Origin of the sequence: Kurthia gibsonii (assembly GCF_006539985.1) — a bacterium.
Taxonomy (GTDB): domain Bacteria; phylum Bacillota; class Bacilli; order Bacillales_A; family Planococcaceae; genus Kurthia; species Kurthia gibsonii.
In genome coordinates this window covers 1-17710 of sequence record NZ_BJOB01000042.1, presented here as the reverse complement: position 1 = coordinate 17710, position 17710 = coordinate 1, and the positions used below count along the sequence as shown (strand labels likewise).

The following is a 17710-nucleotide window of genomic DNA, read 5'->3' as shown; positions in this document are numbered from 1 at the left end:
ATAAGAAGTACTTTAATGCCAAATAGCATAATATATTACTACTATTTTAAACTTTTACTTTATACATTTTTGCACCTGATTGATAGTATATATAGCTCCCCTTTACTGCAATGTTTTTAGCAGCTCGTGTTGCTATTTTTTTGATATTTTTACCACTCGTATCTATACGATATAAATATGCTCCATTTGAATAATTACTAAAATACAGCTTTCCTTTTGAATACGTAATATATTGTACACGTACATTAGAAAGCTTAGTTTTTTTAGCTAATTTTATATCATATGCATATAAACGATGTTGATCTTTACTATTCGAATAATAAAATAGATTACCTACTTGAATAGCTGAACCTGTATCTGCCAAAAAATCATATTTGGTACTTATTGCTACAGGATAGTTTTCTTTTTTCCATGTATGATCTTTCAAAAATACACGATCACTAATTAAAAAATAATTATAATTTACTTCTGTTGGCCTATTCGGCAATGGATTATTCCATGTTGAATCTAAGTTATACCATTTACCATCTACTTTTACTTTATTCCAAGCATGATTTTGTCCTAATGATGTTCCTACTACATAACGAACTGGAATCTTCATACGTGTTAGTAAATCATAAACTGTTAAAGCATATCCCTGACAAACCGCTTGTTTATTAGTGAGTAACCCATACACTGTATAACGATCTTGAGTTTTCCCGCCATATTGAGTATTCGATACAACATAATCATTCACTGCTTTGACACGTTCATAATCTGTTTTATTCGTTTTCATAATTTGCTGTGCCACTTTATTTAATAATTGACCGGCCTTTTGACTTTTTTCTTTAGATGTATAATATGTAAAATAATATGTCAGTTGTGCATTATCTTGTGTATACATTATTTGATACTTATACGACTTTAATGTCCCAGCCACTTCATCATGCTTTTGAATTATCTCGGGAATAATTTTCTTCACTTGTTGTGTAATATTTTCTGTCTCTCCTACATATTGAATAGTCTTTTCTGTATTTAAATTTTTCAAACTACTAGTTACTTCTTTTGTTAATTCTTCTAAATTTTCTACTTTCACTAAATTAGTAGCTTTTACTTCTGTAAATGGTTGTAACATGAAAAGAAAAAAACCACTCATAACTAAAAGAAATATTTGCTTTAATCTCATGCACAACAACTCCTATAGAACTATTTTTCTTTTAAATATAACTTTAGAATTAATATATATATTATAAATAAAAGAGTCAATAGACCTAAAATGAGGTTGTATAGTTATTTTACTTAATGTTTTTTTAACGATATATTTATTTTTATAAAAAAGGTATTATTTATCAAAAAAATGTTATAGCTTCTATTTCTTTATAAACTAAAGACTCTATTCTGAATTTATAGTTTCGATATTTTTCGCAAAATAAAACCATAATGCTTATGAAATGATTGTTTTACCTAATAAAAAGTCTTTTGAATCATTTTATTTATAGTGCGTTCACAATGAAACATATTTGAAAAATCCCATGAAAATAAAAAGCACTTTGGCATATAAATATCTACCAGAGTGCTTTTCTTTTTAGCGTTTAATAGGTACAACACGTTGATCCTTTTCATTCGTCCCACGCAGTGTTACCTCTTTTAATTCTCTTGCATGATTTTCATGGATTTTAAAATCATATTTGCCCTTTTTACCTGTAAATTTAGCGGCTTTAATTGATAAATACATTTTACCATCTACAATTGTATAATTGTATCCTGCATAACGATCTGAAGCATTTTTAAAATCACCTGTTACATGTAAATAGCCATCTTTTTCAGATAGTTGTAGATTCGTTAAATCTTCTACAGGTACATTTTTTGCAACATAACCATAAATCGCCACCCAACCAATTACAATAATTACTACTGTTGGAACTATCCATTTCATATGCTTCATATTCGTCACCTTCATCTATCTATTTTGATATCAGTATAGCATAGTTTCGGTAGTCAAAATATTAGCATGCTGTGAACAATATAGAACTAGATTTTTTCTGTCGCAATTCGTACACCTAAACCAACTAAAACAAGTGCTGTGACTTTATTGAATGCACTTTGAATCTTCGGCTGTAAGAACCACTGACGAATCATATTAATGATGAATACAACAATTCCTAACCAAAAAATAGCGATAATCATTAGTACACTTGCTAATATAATTAACTGTATATTCGCTGCTTGATTTGGTTGAATAAATTGAGACATCAATGTGACATATAACAATAAGGTTTTAGGATTTAATAAGTCCGTTGTCAAACCTTGATACAATTTAACATCGTATTTTTAAACGGCTGTTTTTCAGGAATAGCTGCTTCTTGTAACGTCACACTTTGAGCGCGTGCACGCCATGATTGAATGCCTAAATATACTAAATAAAGCGCCCCTGCGTATTTGATGAATAGAAAAACATATAATGATTTCGAAATGACTGCAGCGAGTCCTAGTACTGCTAGAGTCGTCCAGACGATGAGTGCTAAAATAATGCCTACCATCGTTAAAATACCCGCTTTTCTGCCATGTAAAATCGTATTTTTTAATACGAGTAATGAATCTACTCCTGGAACCATGACAATTAATAATGCAACTACTGCAAACATCCATACTTCTTGCATCTAACCCACTCCTTATTTGATTGATTATAAACAATTTTCAGATATTTTTTGAAGCTTTTTATATTTATCTATATATTATGAAGAAGCCTGCAAAATGTATCGCTACATTCTACAGGCTTCTTTGTTTTTTATAGTTATTAAACGTGCGCAACACATTCAGGACATTTTCCATAAATCTCAAATTTATGTTGATCGACTTCATAACCAGGTAATTGTTCCGTTAGCATCTCCATCGGGCAATGATGAATTTCTTTAATCTTGCCACAATCCATGCAGATAAAATGATGATGATGATGTGCTGTTTCACATTGCATACGGAAATGACGTTCTCCTGATAATTCAGTAGACTCTAAAATACCTAAATCTACAAAGGTCGATAGATTGCGATAAATCGTATCGTAGCTCATACCAGGATAATCTTTTTTCATAACATCCAATAAATCACGTGCTGTTAAGTATTTTTCACTTTCACTAAAAAGCGCTAAAATCTGTTCACGTTTATCTGTTTTCTTAAAACCTTTATCTTTTAAAATTTCCCAAGCTCGATGAACGTTCATCTCAAACCACGACTCCTCTCTTAGTTTACATTTGCCGCACGTTTATTCATGATTTTTTTTACGATTAAAACAATTAATAAAATAAGTATTGATGTTATCACAATTGTACCACCTGGTGCTAGATTTAGATAGAAGGCAGTTACTAATCCGACAATCACAGCTAATTCACCAAATAAAATAGCATAGACAATCGTCTGTTTAAAGCTTTTTGCAATACGAATACTCGCCGCAACCGGTAATGTAATCAGTGACGACACTAATAAAATCCCTACAATACGCATTGAAGCAGCAATAACAAGCGCTGTAATAATCATAAAGATGGTATGAATCACTTTAACAGGTAAGCCGCTCGCTTTTGCATATTCGTCGTCAAATGATAGAATGAATAACTCTTTATATAGTAAAAAGATGAAAACAAGTACAATCACTGCTATCCCGATGACAATCCATAAATCTTGTCGACTTACAGCTGAAACAGAACCAAATAAATAACTAAATAAGTCCGTACTAAAACCTTGTGCCAGTGAGATAAAAATAGCGCTTAAACCAAGACCTGCTGACATAATAATCGGAATCGATAATTCTTCAAAATGCTTATATAGTCGACGTAATTTTTCAATTAACATCGACCCACCAACTGCTGCAACAATACCTAAGTAAAGTGGATTCAATGTAGCTAACCCAACAACACTCTGACTTAAATAAAGACTTCCTGCAATCCCTGCTAGTGTCACATGCGATAAAGCATCTGCAATTAATGATAGACGACGTACAACAATGAAGACGCCAAGTAATGGTGCAATTAATCCAATAATCATCCCTGCTAAAAAGGCATTTTGTAAAAATTCATAATGCAAGATGGATGTTAACATGTCTCATCCTCCTTGTGATGATGAATTTTTCGAACTGAATAGCCATACCATTCATTCAACTGTTCTTTGGACAAGTTCATATAGTCATTTTTAAAACCATGGAAATGAATCGTTTTATTCAGACATGCAACATGACTGATTTTACTTGAGACAATATCCACGTCATGTGTTACTAATAATAATGTCATATCATGACGACGATTCAAATGTGTCATTAAATCATAAAAACTTTGCACATTTTCATAGTCAATCCCTACTGTTGGCTCATCTAAAATTAAAAGCTTTGGGTTGGCGACTAATGCGCGCGCGATAAAGACACGTTGTTGCTGACCACCCGAAAGCTCTCCGATATTACGATGAATGAACGCTTCCATTCCTACCGACTGTAGTGCTTCTAAAACGAGTTTTTCTTCATTTTTAGACTTACGCTTAAATAGACCTAGCTTCTTCGTTAAACCACTTGCTACGACTTCACAAACCGTTGCTGGGAAGCCTGAGTTAAATGAATTCGACTTTTGCGATACATAGCCAATCCATTCACGATGATTGAACTTGGCGGCATCTTGTCCAAATAACTTCACCTGTCCACTTGTTGGCTTTAACAACCCAAGAATCAACTTTAACATTGTTGATTTACCTGAACCATTTGGCCCTAATAACGCTAAAAAATCACCTTCATTTACTGTCAGTGATATATCATTTAATACATTGGTATATTCATATTGAAATGAAACATTTTTCAACTCAATGAGGGGTTGCTTCTCCATATACTTCGCTTCTTTCTAATTCAGAATCATTACGATTTACAAATTAAAATTATAATAGAAGAATGTATGAATGTAAAGGATTTTTGCCTACTACTCATAATTAAAAATCTCTCGCACAATATGTACGAGAGATTTTTTTACTGTTCTTTCATTTCAGCAATTGGTGATGTTGAAAATACACCTGAACGTAACATATCAATTTCATAACTATATGGTGCTTTCGACTTCTTCTTATCAAGTCCTACCCATGGTGTTTCTAAAATTTTTGGTACGTCTACAAATGCTTCATGATGAACGATTTGATGTAATGGCTCAAATCCAATATGACCAAAACCAATATTTTCATGGCGATCTTTATGAGCACCCATTGGGTTTTTACTGTCATTAATGTGTAATACTTTAATGTTGTTCAAGCCAATATGATGGTCAAATTCAGCAAGTACACCGTCTAAATTATGAACGATATCATAGCCCGCATCATGCGTATGGCATGTATCAAAACAAACAGATAGACGTTCATTATTGACAACACCATCAAAAATACGAGCCAATTCTTCAAATGTACGACCACATTCAGAACCTTTACCTGCCATCGTTTCTAAAGCAATTTGAACAGGTGAGTCGACTTGCAATACTTCATTTAAACCTTCAATAATTTTAGCAATTCCAACATCAGCGCCTGCTCCAACATGCGCACCAGGATGCAAGACAATCTGTTTCGCGCCTAGTGCTTCTGTTCGTTCAATTTCTTTTTGTAAAAATTCAACACCCAGTTGGAATACTTCAGGTTTTGTTGTATTAGCAATGTTAATGATATACGGTGCATGTACAACGATATTTGAAATACCGTTTGCTTCCATATGTGCGCGTCCTACTGCAATGTTTAATTCTTCAATTGCTTTACGACGTGTATTCTGTGGTGCACCTGTATAAATCATCATCGTTGTGGCACCGTATGAAGCTGCTTCCTCACTTGAGCCAAGTAGCATTTTCTTTCCACTCATTGAAACATGTGAACCTAATAGCATCTTCTCAATCCCACCTATTTTTTATTTCGAGAACGTGCGCGTTTACGACGCTCTTTCTTTTTAATTTTATCCATTTCCCAGCGCATATTACGTTTATAACCTGGTTTTACTTTTTTCGGTTTACGAACACGCGATTTCGCAATACGATCAATCTCGTCCTCTTTTTTCGCACCATCACGTTTTTGACGTGAGTGACGCTCTTTCATATCTACTAACTCATCATTTTTAATGTCTTTCATTTCAAATGAAATATTCATTTTTTCAATACGAGCTAATGCATCTTCTTCAGACGGTTCAAAGATTGTAATCGCCTGTCCTTTATTCCCTGCACGTGCTGTACGACCCACACGGTGAATGAAGAACTCTAAATCCTGTGGTAATTCATAGTTAATAACATGCGAAATACCTGGAATATCAATCCCACGTGCTGCTAAATCAGTCGCTACGATGTATTGGAATTCTAAATCACGAATTTGCTTCATCATACGCTTACGGTCACGTGGTGTTAAATCACCATGAATACGACCCGTTTTGATACCATTGTTCGCTAAGAAATCAGCTACATAATCTGCTTGCTTACGTGTATTTACAAAGATAATTGATAAATACGGATTAATTGCTTTAATCACTTCAAGTAATTTTTCATTTTTTGATTGACTACGTGTTGGTACTAAATAGAAATCTAAGTTTTCTGCGACCGGACGCTTATCATTCATTTGTACATGCACTGGAGAAGCCATGTACTTGCGTAAAAATGGTTGTAAGCTTTCAGGTACTGTTGCTGAGAAAACGTACATCTCTAAATTCTCACCCATTTGAGAAGCAAACTGATCGATATCTTCAATGAATCCCATATCGAATGCTAAATCTGCTTCATCAACTACAAGCATTTGTGCTGTATGAACAAGTAATGCTTGTTCATTTACTAAATCGCGAATACGTCCAGGCGTTCCTACAACAATTTGTGGTTGTGATTTTAATTTATCAATTGAACGTTGTTTATCTGTTCCACCAATAAATAATTTGGCTTGAACCTCTGTTCCTTCAATTAACTTGCCAAGTTCGATGAAGATTTGTTGTGCTAACTCACGAGTTGGCGCAGCAATTACTGCTTGTACTTCTTCTTTTTTGGCGTTCATACGCTCCACAATTGGAATTAAGAAACTATGTGTTTTTCCTGTTCCTGTATGTGATTGGCCAATGGCACTTTTTCCTTTTAAAATTAAAGGAATCATTTCTTTTTGAATTTGTGTTGGTTCTGTAAAACCTAACTTTCCTATCGCTTCACGAAGAAAAGGTTGGAAATTATAATCTGTATATTTTGACATTTTGTCACTCCTCACATGCTTTCTACATTGTAACATGATTCCCGTTCAAGTAGCACATTTCGTTATCATATCGAATGAATTTATACTCTGTCAATTGATTTTTGTAACAATTTCTTCATTCCTATACGCGTGAATTGTATAACAGCTGGGACTTCGTTATAATAGAACTACTGGTATTGAAAGGAGTTTGAACGAATGAAAGTTGTAAAGATTACCCCTCGTGGTTATTGCTATGGTGTTGTTGATGCTATGGTTATCGCACGAAATGCGGCATTAGATAAGACTTTACCTCGTCCAATCTATATTTTAGGGATGATTGTTCATAATAAGCATGTAACGGATGCATTTGAATCTGAGGGAATTATTACATTAGATGGTGCAAATCGTTTAGATATTTTAGAAAAAGTAAACTCTGGAACTGTTATTTTCACTGCCCATGGTGTCTCACCAGAAGTACGTGAATTAGCACGTCGTAAAGGGCTTGTGTCGATTGATGCTACATGTCCAGATGTAACGGTGACACATGAATTAATCGAAGAGAAAACAAAAGAAGGTTACGATATTATTTATATCGGTAAGAAGGGACACCCTGAACCGGAAGGAGCAATTGGTGTTGCGCCAGACCGTGTCCACCTTGTACAGCATATTCCTGATATCGAGGCGCTCGACTTACAAAATGATAAATTGCTTGTAACGAATCAAACAACGATGTCACAGTGGGATGTTCATTCTTTAATGGAAGCGCTAAAACTGAAATATCCACATATTGAAGTACATGAAGAAATTTGCTTAGCTACACAAGTGCGACAAGAAGCTGTTGCAAAACAAGCAAATCAAGCTGAGCTTCTCATCGTTGTTGGTGATCCGAAAAGTAACAACTCGAACCGTTTAACACAAGTGTCTGAAGAAATTGCGAATATAAAATCATACCGTATTTCAGATGTATCTGAATTAAAAACAGAATGGCTTGAAGGTATTAATGTTGTCGGCGTAACAGCAGGCGCTTCTACACCAACACCGATTGTAAAAGAAGTCATTAAGTTTTTAGAGCAGTATGAACATGACAATCCTGAAACATATAAAATCGTCCGCACGGTTACACTTGATAAAATCTTACCAAAGATTAAAGAACCTAAACCAGTTGTACGTATTGAACCATACGAAGCACAATAACAAAAATGAGGTATCGCAATTATCGCGACACCTCATTTTTATTAAATGAATTGGAAAGGCTCTGTTGATGGTTCACTTACAATAAATTCACATGGAATGTTTTGTTCTGCACATAAGGCTGTCATCTTATTAGCGACGCCCTCTTTCATCACACTCTCAACATGATGTCCTGGGTCTACAATTGATAAACCAAGCGCTTCAGCATCTTGTGCAACATGGAAGTATAAATCGCCTGTTACAAAAACATCGGCTCCTGCATATTTTGCAGCACTTACATATTTATTACCGTCTCCACCGAGTACAGCAATTTTTTGAACAGTTGATGTAACGTCACCTACTACACGAACAGCTGGTACATGTAATGTGCGTTTAACATGTTCTGCAAATTCTTTTAGGGTCATTGGATTTTCTAATAAACCTAAACGTCCTAGTCCCATCTCTTTTGAAACGGTTTCTAAACGATATAAGTCATACGCTACTTCTTCATACGGATGATTTTGCTTCATTGTTCTAACGGCTTTCTTCTGTAAAGATTCTGGAATCACAACTTCCACTTTCACTTCAGCCTCTAAATGTACTTCACCTTTTTCACCAACAAAAGGTGTCGCACCGTCCAATGCTCTAAAACGTCCTTCACCTGCTGTTTGGAAACTACAGCTATCGTAATCACCAATATGACCTGCACCGATTTGTGCAAGTGCTGTACGCAATTGTTTTGCATGACTTTCAGGAATATAGACAGCTAGTTTAAAGTAGTGTTCTTTATACGTTGGCACTAATACTTTTGTTTCGTGTAATTCAAGTGCCTTGGCTAATAAATCATTCACACCACCCTCAGCTACATCTAAATTCGTATGCGCTGCATAAACTGCAATATCATGTTTAATGAGTTTTTCAAATAACTGACCTTGAGGAGAGTCTGTACGTAAATGCGCTAATTTACGGAAAATTGGTGGATGGTGCGCGATGATCAATTCGCAACCTTTTTCAATTGCTTCATCTGCCACTGCATGATTCACATCTAATGTAACCAACACTTTTGTAATATTCTTATTTAGTGTTCCAACTGCTAAACCGATGGGATCATTTTCCATTGCCGCATATTTTTTGGGTGACCATGATTCAAATAATTGAATAATTGTTTGACCACTTACTGCTTTCATGCCAACACATCCTTTACAATCACTATTTTTGCGTGTAACTCTTTCTGCTTTTCTTGAATAGCTTCCGTTTGCTCAACTTCTGCAATCGAAGCTAAAATTTGTTGCCACTGTTTGACTTCACCTGTCCATTTTTCAACGAATACGTCATTTTTTTCACGCATAAGGTAAGGTCCAACTAATAATTCTGCTTCTGTTAAATCTTCTGTCCCACGTTCTAATACGAGTACTTCATAAATTTTACGATCTTCTTTTAAAATCGCTTCATCTATCACTTTCCAACCATTTTGCTTTGCCCACACACGAATAGCCATTGCATGAATATTCGGCTGTAAAATAAGACGCTCAACAGTTTGTAAACGTGTTAAATCCTTATTTAAAATAGAGGCAATTAACGGGCCGCCCATTCCAGCAATCGTTACAGTAGTTACACCATCTTCATGTTCTACTGCTTCCATACCATCTGCTAAACGCACCGTAATTTTGTCTTGTAATTGTTCCGTTCTTACTTCTTTACATGCAGATTCATAAGGTCCTTTAACAACCTCACCTGCAATTGCTCTTTGCACAATTCCCTGATGTACAAGATAACATGGTAAATACGCATGATCTGACCCGATGTCAGCTACTACTGCGTTTTGAGGCACATACGCCGCAACTGTTTGTAGTCTTTTCGATAATTTTTGGGCATTCATAAATCACGTGCCCTCCCTTCCCTCCTATTGTAGCGAATTCCCTGAATAAAGAAAAGAGGCTGAGGTTAAATCCCTCGCCTCTCTATCCCTTATAAAAAAATAAAATAATAGCCTAACATTAAAACAATACCTAAAATACCAGAAATCATGAAATAAATAAGCTTTTTCTGAACTCCTACAATAATCCAAAGTATGCAGTTTATTAAGAGAACACCAAGCGTAATGAGCGAATGTCTTGGCGCTAATAAAGTGGATACTTTAATGGAGATTGCAAACAGTAACAGTGCTGCTGTTGCATAAATGAGCGTATTTGTTAAAGTCCGACTATTCGCTGTTTTCAGTAAATAATACACAAGTGCAATGAAAATAGTACAGCTTAATGCGATAGGAATGATTGCATATTTTTGTGCAAATAAAAACATGAGTACAATCATCGCTAATGTCGTTAATGCTAACATGAGCATCTGTACTACTTTAATAATCGGTGCAGAGTCATTTTTCAATACAGCTTGTTTCGATAATTCTTCTTCTTGTTCTTCAAGAAGCGCTTCTCCTTCTGTATATAATTGCATTAAAAAATCGCAATAATGTTCAGGTAATAAATGATTCTTTTTCCAAAAAGAAATCTCTCGTATAATTAGCTTCTTCTTTATTTGTTCATTATCCATAAACGCCGCTCCTCCAACTACCATATCTATACATATTATCGGACTAAAACCAATTATGTAAAGTCTAATTTAGCAGCAACAAAAAAACGGTATATAGCTCTTATTAAAAGCTATATACCGTAATTATAATCCTACTCTAAGAAGTCTTTTAGACGTTTACTACGTGATGGATGGCGTAATTTACGTAATGCTTTCGCTTCAATTTGACGAATACGTTCACGTGTTACACCGAATACCTTACCTACTTCTTCTAGTGTGCGTGTACGGCCATCATCTAAACCGAAACGTAAACGTAGTACATTCTCTTCACGGTCTGTTAATGTATCAAGTACATCTTCTAATTGTTCTTTTAATAATTCATAAGCTGCGTGATCAGAAGGTGATTGTGCTTCTGAATCTTCAATGAAGTCACCTAAGTGAGAATCGTCTTCCTCACCGATTGGTGTTTCTAATGATACAGGTTCCTGTGCAATCTTTAAGATTTCACGTACTTTTTCAGGTGTTAAGTCCATTTCTTCACCAATTTCTTCTGGTGATGGTTCACGACCTAAGTCTTGTAATAATGAACGTTGTACACGAATTAACTTATTAATTGTTTCGACCATGTGCACTGGGATACGAATTGTACGTGCTTGGTCAGCAATCGCACGTGTAATCGCTTGACGAATCCACCATGTAGCATATGTTGAGAATTTGAAACCTTTACGGTAATCGAATTTTTCAACTGCTTTGATTAGACCCATGTTACCTTCTTGAATTAAATCAAGGAATAACATACCACGACCGACATATCGTTTTGCAATACTTACTACAAGTCGTAAGTTCGCTTCAGCAAGACGTTTACGCGCTTCATCATCGCCTGCTTCAATACGTTCAGCTAATGAAATCTCTTGTTCAGCTGTTAATAAGTCTACGCGACCAATTTCTTTTAAGTACATACGTACAGGGTCATTAATTTTAACGCCCGGTGGTACACTTAAATCGTTTAGGTCGAATACTTCTGCTGAATTATCCCCTGCTTTTAAAAGACGCTCTAAATTCTCTTCATCGCCTGCTTTACCGCCTAATTCGATACCATTCGTTTCTAATTTATCGATAAATTCTTCGACTTGGTCTGCTTCCATTTCGTAAGAACTTAATTTATCTGCTAGCTCTTTATACGTTAATTCACCTGATTTTTTACCTGCTTCAAGTAAACTTTTTTTCATTTCCTCTAATGTGTGCTCGTGTTCCACTTTTGTTACTTGTACAGCTTTTTTACTTTTTTTCGGTTTTTCTGCCATAGTTGTCTTCCTCCTCCTAACAGCCATATTCTCTAAAGAACTGCTAGTGATTTTTTTAAATCAATTATTTCTTGAGAAAGCGCAATTGCACTTTTTAAGTCATGCAGTTGCTCTGCTTCTTGCAATGCATGTGTTTTGTCTGCGATTTGTTGCTGGATTTTAAACTTTTTAACCTGTTTCAGACAATCGGCAATTTCCTCATCTTTATGGTCTGGATCTCGATCAACTAGTGCAGCTTCCATTACAATTTTACGCAATTCTCTATCTTCTACAATTTCAGCAAAACGCTGATAATCTGCTTTTTCATGTGATTCATAAAAGCCCATGAGATGGACGTAAATAGCCAAATAGTCTTCTCTTACAAAAGGTGCTCCTTCTTGATGTTCGCGAAAATCATCTGCCACATCAATACTATGCAGTAAATGAGCTAATAACAACCTTTCTGCTCGATCAATTGCTGTATAAACACGCTTTGGCTGAACCGCTTGTTGCATCGGTTGTTCTTGTTCATGTCGCGTATTTAGATTTGTCTGTGAGCGTTCTTGTTTTTGTGCTTCTTTAAGACGCAATTGACTTTGTAAGGTTTCGACTGAAACTTGTGTTTCTTCCGAAATACGTTTGACATACAGTTCTCTTTCAATTGGTGAAACACCGCTTGTAAGATAGGATAAAGCTTCATCCGCATACTGCTGGACATCATTTGGGTATTGAAAGTTTTTGTTACGCTTCGCATACATCATCATAAAGCTAATATAAGATAATGGCTCAGCAATGACTTGATTCTGGAACGCTTCCGCTCCGTTATTGCGTATATATTCATCCGGGTCCATACCTGCTGGTAAAGTTGCAACTTCAACGGTTAAATTTTCTGCATGTAACATTTCTGCAGCTCTTTTTGCAGCTTCAAAGCCGGCATGGTCACCATCGTAACAAACGATAATATGATTCGTGATGCGCTTTATTTTTTGAATATGTTGCGGTGTCAATGATGTTCCCATTGTGGCAACACCATGATGAACCCCGACATTCTTAGCAGCAAGTACATCCATAAATCCTTCGAAAATAATGAGCTTTCTTTCTTTCCGAACGATGGGTCTCGCTTGATCTAGGTTATATAATACTTCACTCTTTCGGAATATAAGCGACTCAGGGCTGTTCATGTATTTCGCCTGTTCTTTATCTGCTTCTAAAATTCTACCTGAAAAGGCAATAATTTTCCCCGTATCATCACGAATTGGAAACATAATTCGGCTTCTGAAACGATCGAAGTAGCCTGAGCCATCTTCACGTCGAATTGATAAGCCACTTTGTTCTAACTCTTCATACGTAAATCCTTTTTGATGTAATAAAGTAGTAAGCGATTCCCAGTGTGGCATACTGAATCCGATGCCATAGGTCTTAATCATTTCTTGCGTAAAGCCACGTCCTTCTAAATAACGTAAGCCTTCTTCACCTTCTTCTGTATTCAACAATAAATGTTGAAAATACTGTGCTGCAAGTATATGCGCTTCCTTCATTCTTTCTTCTTCTGGAGAAGTTTCGGTTGTTAATCTATGCTGCGCTTCAGAAGATGACACTTCAACATGTACACCAACTTGTTCACCTAATTTACGAACCGCTTCTTGAAAACTCAAATTCTCAATGTCCATAAGGAATGTAATCGCGTTACCGCCAGCACCACATCCAAAGCAATGAAAAATTTGTTTTTCTGTAGAAACAGAGAAAGACGGTGTCTGCTCACCGTGGAAAGGACATAATCCAAAATAGTTGCGTCCACGCTTCGTTAGCTGCATATAACTGCTAATTACGTCTACGATATCTGCCTGAGAACGAATTTCTTCAATTAACTCCTCAGCGATTCTTTGAGCCATTTCATCACCATCTTTTATACTTGCTATAGGTTACATTCTATATCCATCAATTAATATCCTTCTAATATGAGACATTTTATTTTAAAATATCTAAAATAATTAAAAGTTATTACTCTAATTTTTACCTCAATTTTTTATTCTAAAACATTTGTACCTTTAAATCTAGTATATTTGACGAATTCAACCAAAAAAAGTTTCATCTTTTATTTTCCATTTAGTACAACGTGGTAAAGACTTCTTTTTCTAAGAAAATAATTTATTGACTTAAAAGGAAAATAAAATCCGTCTATCCTCGCAATCATGTAAGAGGAATTAGACGGACTTTTATTGATTTTTTTGCAGTCGATGAATAATATCATTTGCAGTTTCTTCTACTGCTTTATTCGTCACATCAATAACCGGGCAACCGATTCGATCAACGATGCGTTTAAAATGTTCAATTTCTTCGTCAATGCGCTCGAACTTTGCATAATTCGCACCATCATTTAATCCAAGTGCGATTAAGCGTTCTCTTCGAATACCATTCAGTTTCTCAGGCGAAATAATCAAACCAAAGCATTTTTCCGGCGGTACTAAAAATAATTCTTCCGGCGGCTCTACTTCGGGCACAAGTGGTACATTGGCTACTTTATAACGCTTATGTGCTAAAAACTGTGATAATGGTGTTTTCGATGTACGTGACACACCAATTAGAACAATATCTGCCTTTAATAGACCACGTGGATCTCGTCCATCATCATATTTCACCGCAAATTCGATTGCTTCAATCTTTTGGAAGTAATCATCATCTAACTTCCTTACAAGACCTGGTTCTTCAATCGGTTCTAAATGTAAGGAATCACTTAACATATCCATTAAAGAACCCATTAAATCATTGTGTGGAATACGATACATTTCACACTCTGCATGCAAGAAGTAACGAAGCGATTCTTGGACAATCGTATAAACAATCATCGCTTGCTGGCTCACTGCAATCTGAACAATCTCGCTTAATTGTTCCTTACTATCGATATGTGGGAAGCGTTGAAATGTTACATCTTGTAAACCTGGTCTAAATTGGCTAACAGCTGCTTTCGCTACTAACTCCCCCGTCTCTCCGACAGAATCTGAGACTACATATACTAAAATTTTATCCATTTAACGCACCACCTTACAAATCATGATTTTCAGCGAGCGATAAAAACGCACGCGTAATATTTGTTTTTGTAATTCTTCCAATAACCTCATAACCATCTGGGTGCTCTACCACCACAGGTAATGCGTCAATTTGTCTTTCAATTAACTTATTTGCAGCTTGAATCAGTCCATCTGTTTTAACACAAAAAGCGATGTTCGGCATTCTTGTCATAATAATATGTACGGGAATATGATTCAAATCTTGGCTCCCTATACTTGTGCGTAGTAAATCTTTTCGAGATAAAACACCTGTTAAATACGCATTTTTATCAACAACAAAAAGTGTTCCAACATCCTCTAAGAACATTTGACAGATGGCATCATAAACTGACATATCCTCTGCTACAACAATCGGTATTGACTGGAAGTCTTTTACCTTCATATTGGTCATACTTTCAACAACTGCTTGTCCTGTTTTCTTACCAGAATAGAAATACCCAACGCGTGGACGTGCATCTAAAAAGCCCGCCATCGTTAAAATAGCGAGATCTGGTCGTAACGTCGCACGGGTTAAGGACAGGCGCTCTGCGATTTGCTCTCCTGTAATTGGTCCATTATTCTTGACAATTTCCAATATTTCTTCCTGACGTTTGTTGAGTTCGATATCACTCACCGCCCCAAAAGTGTTATACTTAATTCTTAATTATTATATACTACTTTTCTAAAGATTGCTAAGAAAAGTATTGCGTGATACAATATCTTCAAACAATATAGGCGATGAACGGAATATAAGTATGTGGTCATTTAAAAGCGAGTAGGGGTTGGTGAAAGCCTACACGAACACAGAAAAGGCATTCGGGAGCCATTTTATGTTAAAGAGGGCTATGTATATAGCCAATCGGGGTGGAACCGCGGGTTAAGTACTCGTCCCCGGGCAGAAAGTTTGCCCGGAGACGGGTACTTTTTTCATTTTTATTTTTTAGAGGAGGTCATTTTTATGACAAAATCAATGGAGAGTATTGTAAGTTTAGCAAAACACAGAGGTTTCGTATTTCCTGGTTCAGAAATTTACGGTGGCTTAGCAAACACATGGGATTACGGTCCACTAGGTGTTGAATTAAAAAACAATGTAAAAAAAGCATGGTGGGATAAATTCGTTCAAGAATCTGAATACAATGTTGGTTTAGACGCAGCGATTTTAATGAACCCGAAAACGTGGATTGCTTCAGGTCACGTAGGTAACTTCAACGATCCAATGATCGACTGTAAATCATGTAAAGCGCGTCACCGTGCAGATAAATTAATCGAAGATGCTTCACTTGAAAAAACAGGCAAAGAAATTATCGTAGACGGTATGAGCTTTGATCAAATGAAAGAAAAAATGGTAGAACTTGATGTAACTTGCCCGAACTGTGGTGCAAATGACTTCACAGATATTCGCCAATTCAACTTAATGTTCAAAACATTCCAAGGTGTAACAGAAGATTCTACAAACGAAATTTTCTTACGCCCTGAAACAGCACAAGGTATTTTCGTTAACTTTAAAAACGTACAACGCTCAATGCGTAAACGTACACCATTCGGTATTGCACAAGTAGGTAAATCATTCCGTAACGAAATTACACCAGGTAACTTTACATTCCGTACGCGTGAATTCGAACAAATGGAATTAGAATTCTTCTGCAAACCAGGTGAAGAATTAGAATGGCACGCTTATTGGAAAGAATTCTGTAAAAACTGGTTATTAAACCTTTCAATGAAAGAAGATTCAATGCGTTTACGTGACCATGAAGAAGATGAATTATCTCACTACTCAAACGCAACAACAGATATCGAATTCCGCTTCCCATTCGGTTGGGGTGAACTATGGGGTGTTGCATCTCGTACAGACTTCGACTTAAAACGCCATATGGAACATTCAGGTGAAGACTTCACATACATCGACCCTGTAACAAACGAACGTTATGTACCATACTGTATCGAACCATCATTAGGTGCTGATCGTGTAACACTTGCATTCCTATGTGACGCTTACGAAGAAGAAGAATTAGAAGGCGGCGACACACGTACAGTTTTACGCTTCCACCCTGCTTTAGCACCATTCAAAGCAGCAGTATTACCATTATCTAAAAAATTAGCTGAAGGTGCCCATGACGTATGGGCTGAATTACGCAAGCACTTCCCAGTTGATTATGATGAATCACAATCAATCGGTAAACGCTACCGTCGTCAAGACGAAATCGGTACACCATTCTGTATCACATACGACTTCGACTCAGCTGAAGACGGTATGGTAACAGTACGCCACCGCGACACAATGGAACAAGAACGCATGCCAATCGCAGACGTAAAAGCATTCATTGAAAAAACACTAGAATTTTAATATAGAAAGATGAAGCTTCTGGTCACATCATAGGACATTGGAAGGCACGACGTGAAAGTCGCACTTCACTTTCACCCAAGTGACTGAAATGGACCGATGATGTAGAAGCTGAATCTGGACTTCATAGAAAGATGAAGCTTCTGGTCACATCATAGAACATTGGAAGGCAC

The 17710-nt window shown here is 36.1% G+C and carries 18 protein-coding genes; 2 read left to right on the top strand and 16 right to left on the bottom strand.

Annotated features, from left to right (window positions below; all coding sequences use genetic code 11):
- Positions 1–46: 46 nt before the first annotated feature.
- The 9 genes from KGI01_RS11205 to KGI01_RS11165 all read right to left on the bottom strand — a co-directional run bounded on the left by KGI01_RS11205 (position 47) and on the right by KGI01_RS11165 (position 7191).
- Positions 47–1165 carry a transglutaminase domain-containing protein gene (locus KGI01_RS11205; RefSeq protein ID WP_141274746.1) on the bottom strand — a complete coding sequence of 373 codons (1119 nt, stop codon included), beginning with the start codon at positions 1163–1165 and terminating at the stop codon, positions 47–49.
- Between the two features lie 399 nt (positions 1166–1564).
- Positions 1565–1924, bottom strand: a complete 360-nt coding sequence (locus tag KGI01_RS11200; protein ID WP_141274745.1) for a hypothetical protein — start codon at positions 1922–1924, stop codon at positions 1565–1567.
- Between the two features lie 86 nt (positions 1925–2010).
- A complete protein-coding gene (locus tag KGI01_RS11195; protein ID WP_141274744.1) occupies positions 2011–2295 on the bottom strand; it encodes a LysE family translocator in 285 nt (94 codons plus the stop codon).
- The gene (locus KGI01_RS11190; RefSeq protein ID WP_141274743.1) at positions 2280–2639 is read right to left on the bottom strand and encodes a LysE family translocator; all 360 of its coding nucleotides are present in this window, start codon (positions 2637–2639) and stop codon (positions 2280–2282) included. Before KGI01_RS11190 ends, KGI01_RS11195 begins: the two co-directional genes overlap by 16 nt.
- A gap of 137 nt (positions 2640–2776) precedes the next feature.
- A complete protein-coding gene (locus tag KGI01_RS11185; RefSeq protein WP_141274742.1) occupies positions 2777–3196 on the bottom strand; it encodes a Fur family transcriptional regulator in 420 nt (139 codons plus the stop codon).
- A 20-nt stretch (positions 3197–3216) separates the two neighbouring features.
- The gene (locus tag KGI01_RS11180) at positions 3217–4068 is read right to left on the bottom strand and encodes a metal ABC transporter permease (protein WP_141274741.1); all 852 of its coding nucleotides are present in this window, start codon (positions 4066–4068) and stop codon (positions 3217–3219) included.
- Positions 4062–4835, bottom strand: coding sequence for a metal ABC transporter ATP-binding protein (locus KGI01_RS11175; RefSeq protein WP_141274740.1), 774 nt, complete (start codon positions 4833–4835; stop codon positions 4062–4064). Before KGI01_RS11175 ends, KGI01_RS11180 begins: the two co-directional genes overlap by 7 nt.
- 137 nt (positions 4836–4972) lie before the next feature.
- Positions 4973–5863 carry a deoxyribonuclease IV gene (locus tag KGI01_RS11170; protein WP_141274739.1) on the bottom strand — a complete coding sequence of 297 codons (891 nt, stop codon included), beginning with the start codon at positions 5861–5863 and terminating at the stop codon, positions 4973–4975.
- A gap of 14 nt (positions 5864–5877) precedes the next feature.
- Positions 5878–7191 (bottom strand): DEAD/DEAH box helicase, encoded by a 1314-nt coding sequence (locus KGI01_RS11165; RefSeq protein ID WP_141274738.1) that lies wholly within the window; start codon positions 7189–7191, stop codon positions 5878–5880.
- Positions 7192–7386: 195 nt separating this feature from the next.
- Here KGI01_RS11165 and KGI01_RS11160 point away from each other — a divergent pair, with 195 nt between their 5' ends.
- The gene (locus tag KGI01_RS11160; protein WP_141274737.1) at positions 7387–8364 is read left to right on the top strand and encodes a 4-hydroxy-3-methylbut-2-enyl diphosphate reductase; all 978 of its coding nucleotides are present in this window, start codon (positions 7387–7389) and stop codon (positions 8362–8364) included.
- Positions 8365–8405: 41 nt separating this feature from the next.
- Here KGI01_RS11160 and KGI01_RS11155 read toward each other — a convergent pair whose 3' ends face one another.
- The 7 genes from KGI01_RS11155 to KGI01_RS11125 form a co-directional block, all read right to left on the bottom strand.
- Entirely contained in the window at positions 8406–9527 is a 1122-nt protein-coding gene (locus tag KGI01_RS11155; protein ID WP_141274736.1) for a Nif3-like dinuclear metal center hexameric protein, read from the bottom strand.
- Entirely contained in the window at positions 9524–10219 is a 696-nt protein-coding gene (locus KGI01_RS11150; RefSeq protein ID WP_141274735.1) for a tRNA (adenine(22)-N(1))-methyltransferase, read from the bottom strand. Before KGI01_RS11150 ends, KGI01_RS11155 begins: the two co-directional genes overlap by 4 nt.
- Before the next feature lie 89 nt (positions 10220–10308).
- A complete protein-coding gene (locus tag KGI01_RS11145) occupies positions 10309–10887 on the bottom strand; it encodes a hypothetical protein (protein WP_141274734.1) in 579 nt (192 codons plus the stop codon).
- Between the two features lie 131 nt (positions 10888–11018).
- Entirely contained in the window at positions 11019–12170 is a 1152-nt protein-coding gene (gene rpoD / locus KGI01_RS11140) for an RNA polymerase sigma factor RpoD (protein ID WP_068452653.1), read from the bottom strand.
- 32 nt (positions 12171–12202) lie between these two features.
- A complete protein-coding gene (gene dnaG / locus KGI01_RS11135; RefSeq protein WP_141274733.1) occupies positions 12203–14041 on the bottom strand; it encodes a DNA primase in 1839 nt (612 codons plus the stop codon).
- A gap of 324 nt (positions 14042–14365) precedes the next feature.
- Positions 14366–15178, bottom strand: a complete 813-nt coding sequence (locus KGI01_RS11130; RefSeq protein WP_141274732.1) for a pyruvate, water dikinase regulatory protein — start codon at positions 15176–15178, stop codon at positions 14366–14368.
- Positions 15179–15191: 13 nt separating this feature from the next.
- Positions 15192–15830: a transcriptional regulator CcpN gene (locus KGI01_RS11125; protein ID WP_170214783.1), complete on the bottom strand. Its 639-nt coding sequence runs from the start codon at positions 15828–15830 to the stop codon at positions 15192–15194.
- A gap of 324 nt (positions 15831–16154) precedes the next feature.
- Here KGI01_RS11125 and KGI01_RS11120 point away from each other — a divergent pair, with 324 nt between their 5' ends.
- Positions 16155–17540, top strand: a complete 1386-nt coding sequence (locus KGI01_RS11120; protein ID WP_141274730.1) for a glycine--tRNA ligase — start codon at positions 16155–16157, stop codon at positions 17538–17540.
- Positions 17541–17710: the final 170 nt, after the last annotated feature.

What these genes read in the sequence shown, in the direction of transcription:
- KGI01_RS11205 (WP_141274746.1), bottom strand. Translation starts at nt 1,165, where the DNA reads ATGAGATTAAAGCAAATATTTCTTTTAGTTATGAGTGGTTTTTTTCTT.
- KGI01_RS11200 (WP_141274745.1), bottom strand. Translation starts at nt 1,924, where the DNA reads ATGAAGCATATGAAATGGATAGTTCCAACAGTAGTAATTATTGTAATT.
- KGI01_RS11190 (WP_141274743.1), bottom strand. Translation starts at nt 2,639, where the DNA reads ATGCAAGAAGTATGGATGTTTGCAGTAGTTGCATTATTAATTGTCATG.
- KGI01_RS11185 (WP_141274742.1), bottom strand. Translation starts at nt 3,196, where the DNA reads ATGAACGTTCATCGAGCTTGGGAAATTTTAAAAGATAAAGGTTTTAAG.
- KGI01_RS11180 (WP_141274741.1), bottom strand. Translation starts at nt 4,068, where the DNA reads ATGTTAACATCCATCTTGCATTATGAATTTTTACAAAATGCCTTTTTA.
- KGI01_RS11175 (WP_141274740.1), bottom strand. Translation starts at nt 4,835, where the DNA reads ATGGAGAAGCAACCCCTCATTGAGTTGAAAAATGTTTCATTTCAATAT.
- KGI01_RS11170 (WP_141274739.1), bottom strand. Translation starts at nt 5,863, where the DNA reads ATGCTATTAGGTTCACATGTTTCAATGAGTGGAAAGAAAATGCTACTT.
- KGI01_RS11165 (WP_141274738.1), bottom strand. Translation starts at nt 7,191, where the DNA reads ATGTCAAAATATACAGATTATAATTTCCAACCTTTTCTTCGTGAAGCG.
- KGI01_RS11160 (WP_141274737.1), top strand. Translation starts at nt 7,387, where the DNA reads ATGAAAGTTGTAAAGATTACCCCTCGTGGTTATTGCTATGGTGTTGTT.
- KGI01_RS11155 (WP_141274736.1), bottom strand. Translation starts at nt 9,527, where the DNA reads ATGAAAGCAGTAAGTGGTCAAACAATTATTCAATTATTTGAATCATGG.
- KGI01_RS11150 (WP_141274735.1), bottom strand. Translation starts at nt 10,219, where the DNA reads ATGAATGCCCAAAAATTATCGAAAAGACTACAAACAGTTGCGGCGTAT.
- KGI01_RS11145 (WP_141274734.1), bottom strand. Translation starts at nt 10,887, where the DNA reads ATGGATAATGAACAAATAAAGAAGAAGCTAATTATACGAGAGATTTCT.
- rpoD (WP_068452653.1), bottom strand. Translation starts at nt 12,170, where the DNA reads ATGGCAGAAAAACCGAAAAAAAGTAAAAAAGCTGTACAAGTAACAAAA.
- dnaG (WP_141274733.1), bottom strand. Translation starts at nt 14,041, where the DNA reads ATGGCTCAAAGAATCGCTGAGGAGTTAATTGAAGAAATTCGTTCTCAG.
- KGI01_RS11130 (WP_141274732.1), bottom strand. Translation starts at nt 15,178, where the DNA reads ATGGATAAAATTTTAGTATATGTAGTCTCAGATTCTGTCGGAGAGACG.
- KGI01_RS11120 (WP_141274730.1), top strand. Translation starts at nt 16,155, where the DNA reads ATGACAAAATCAATGGAGAGTATTGTAAGTTTAGCAAAACACAGAGGT.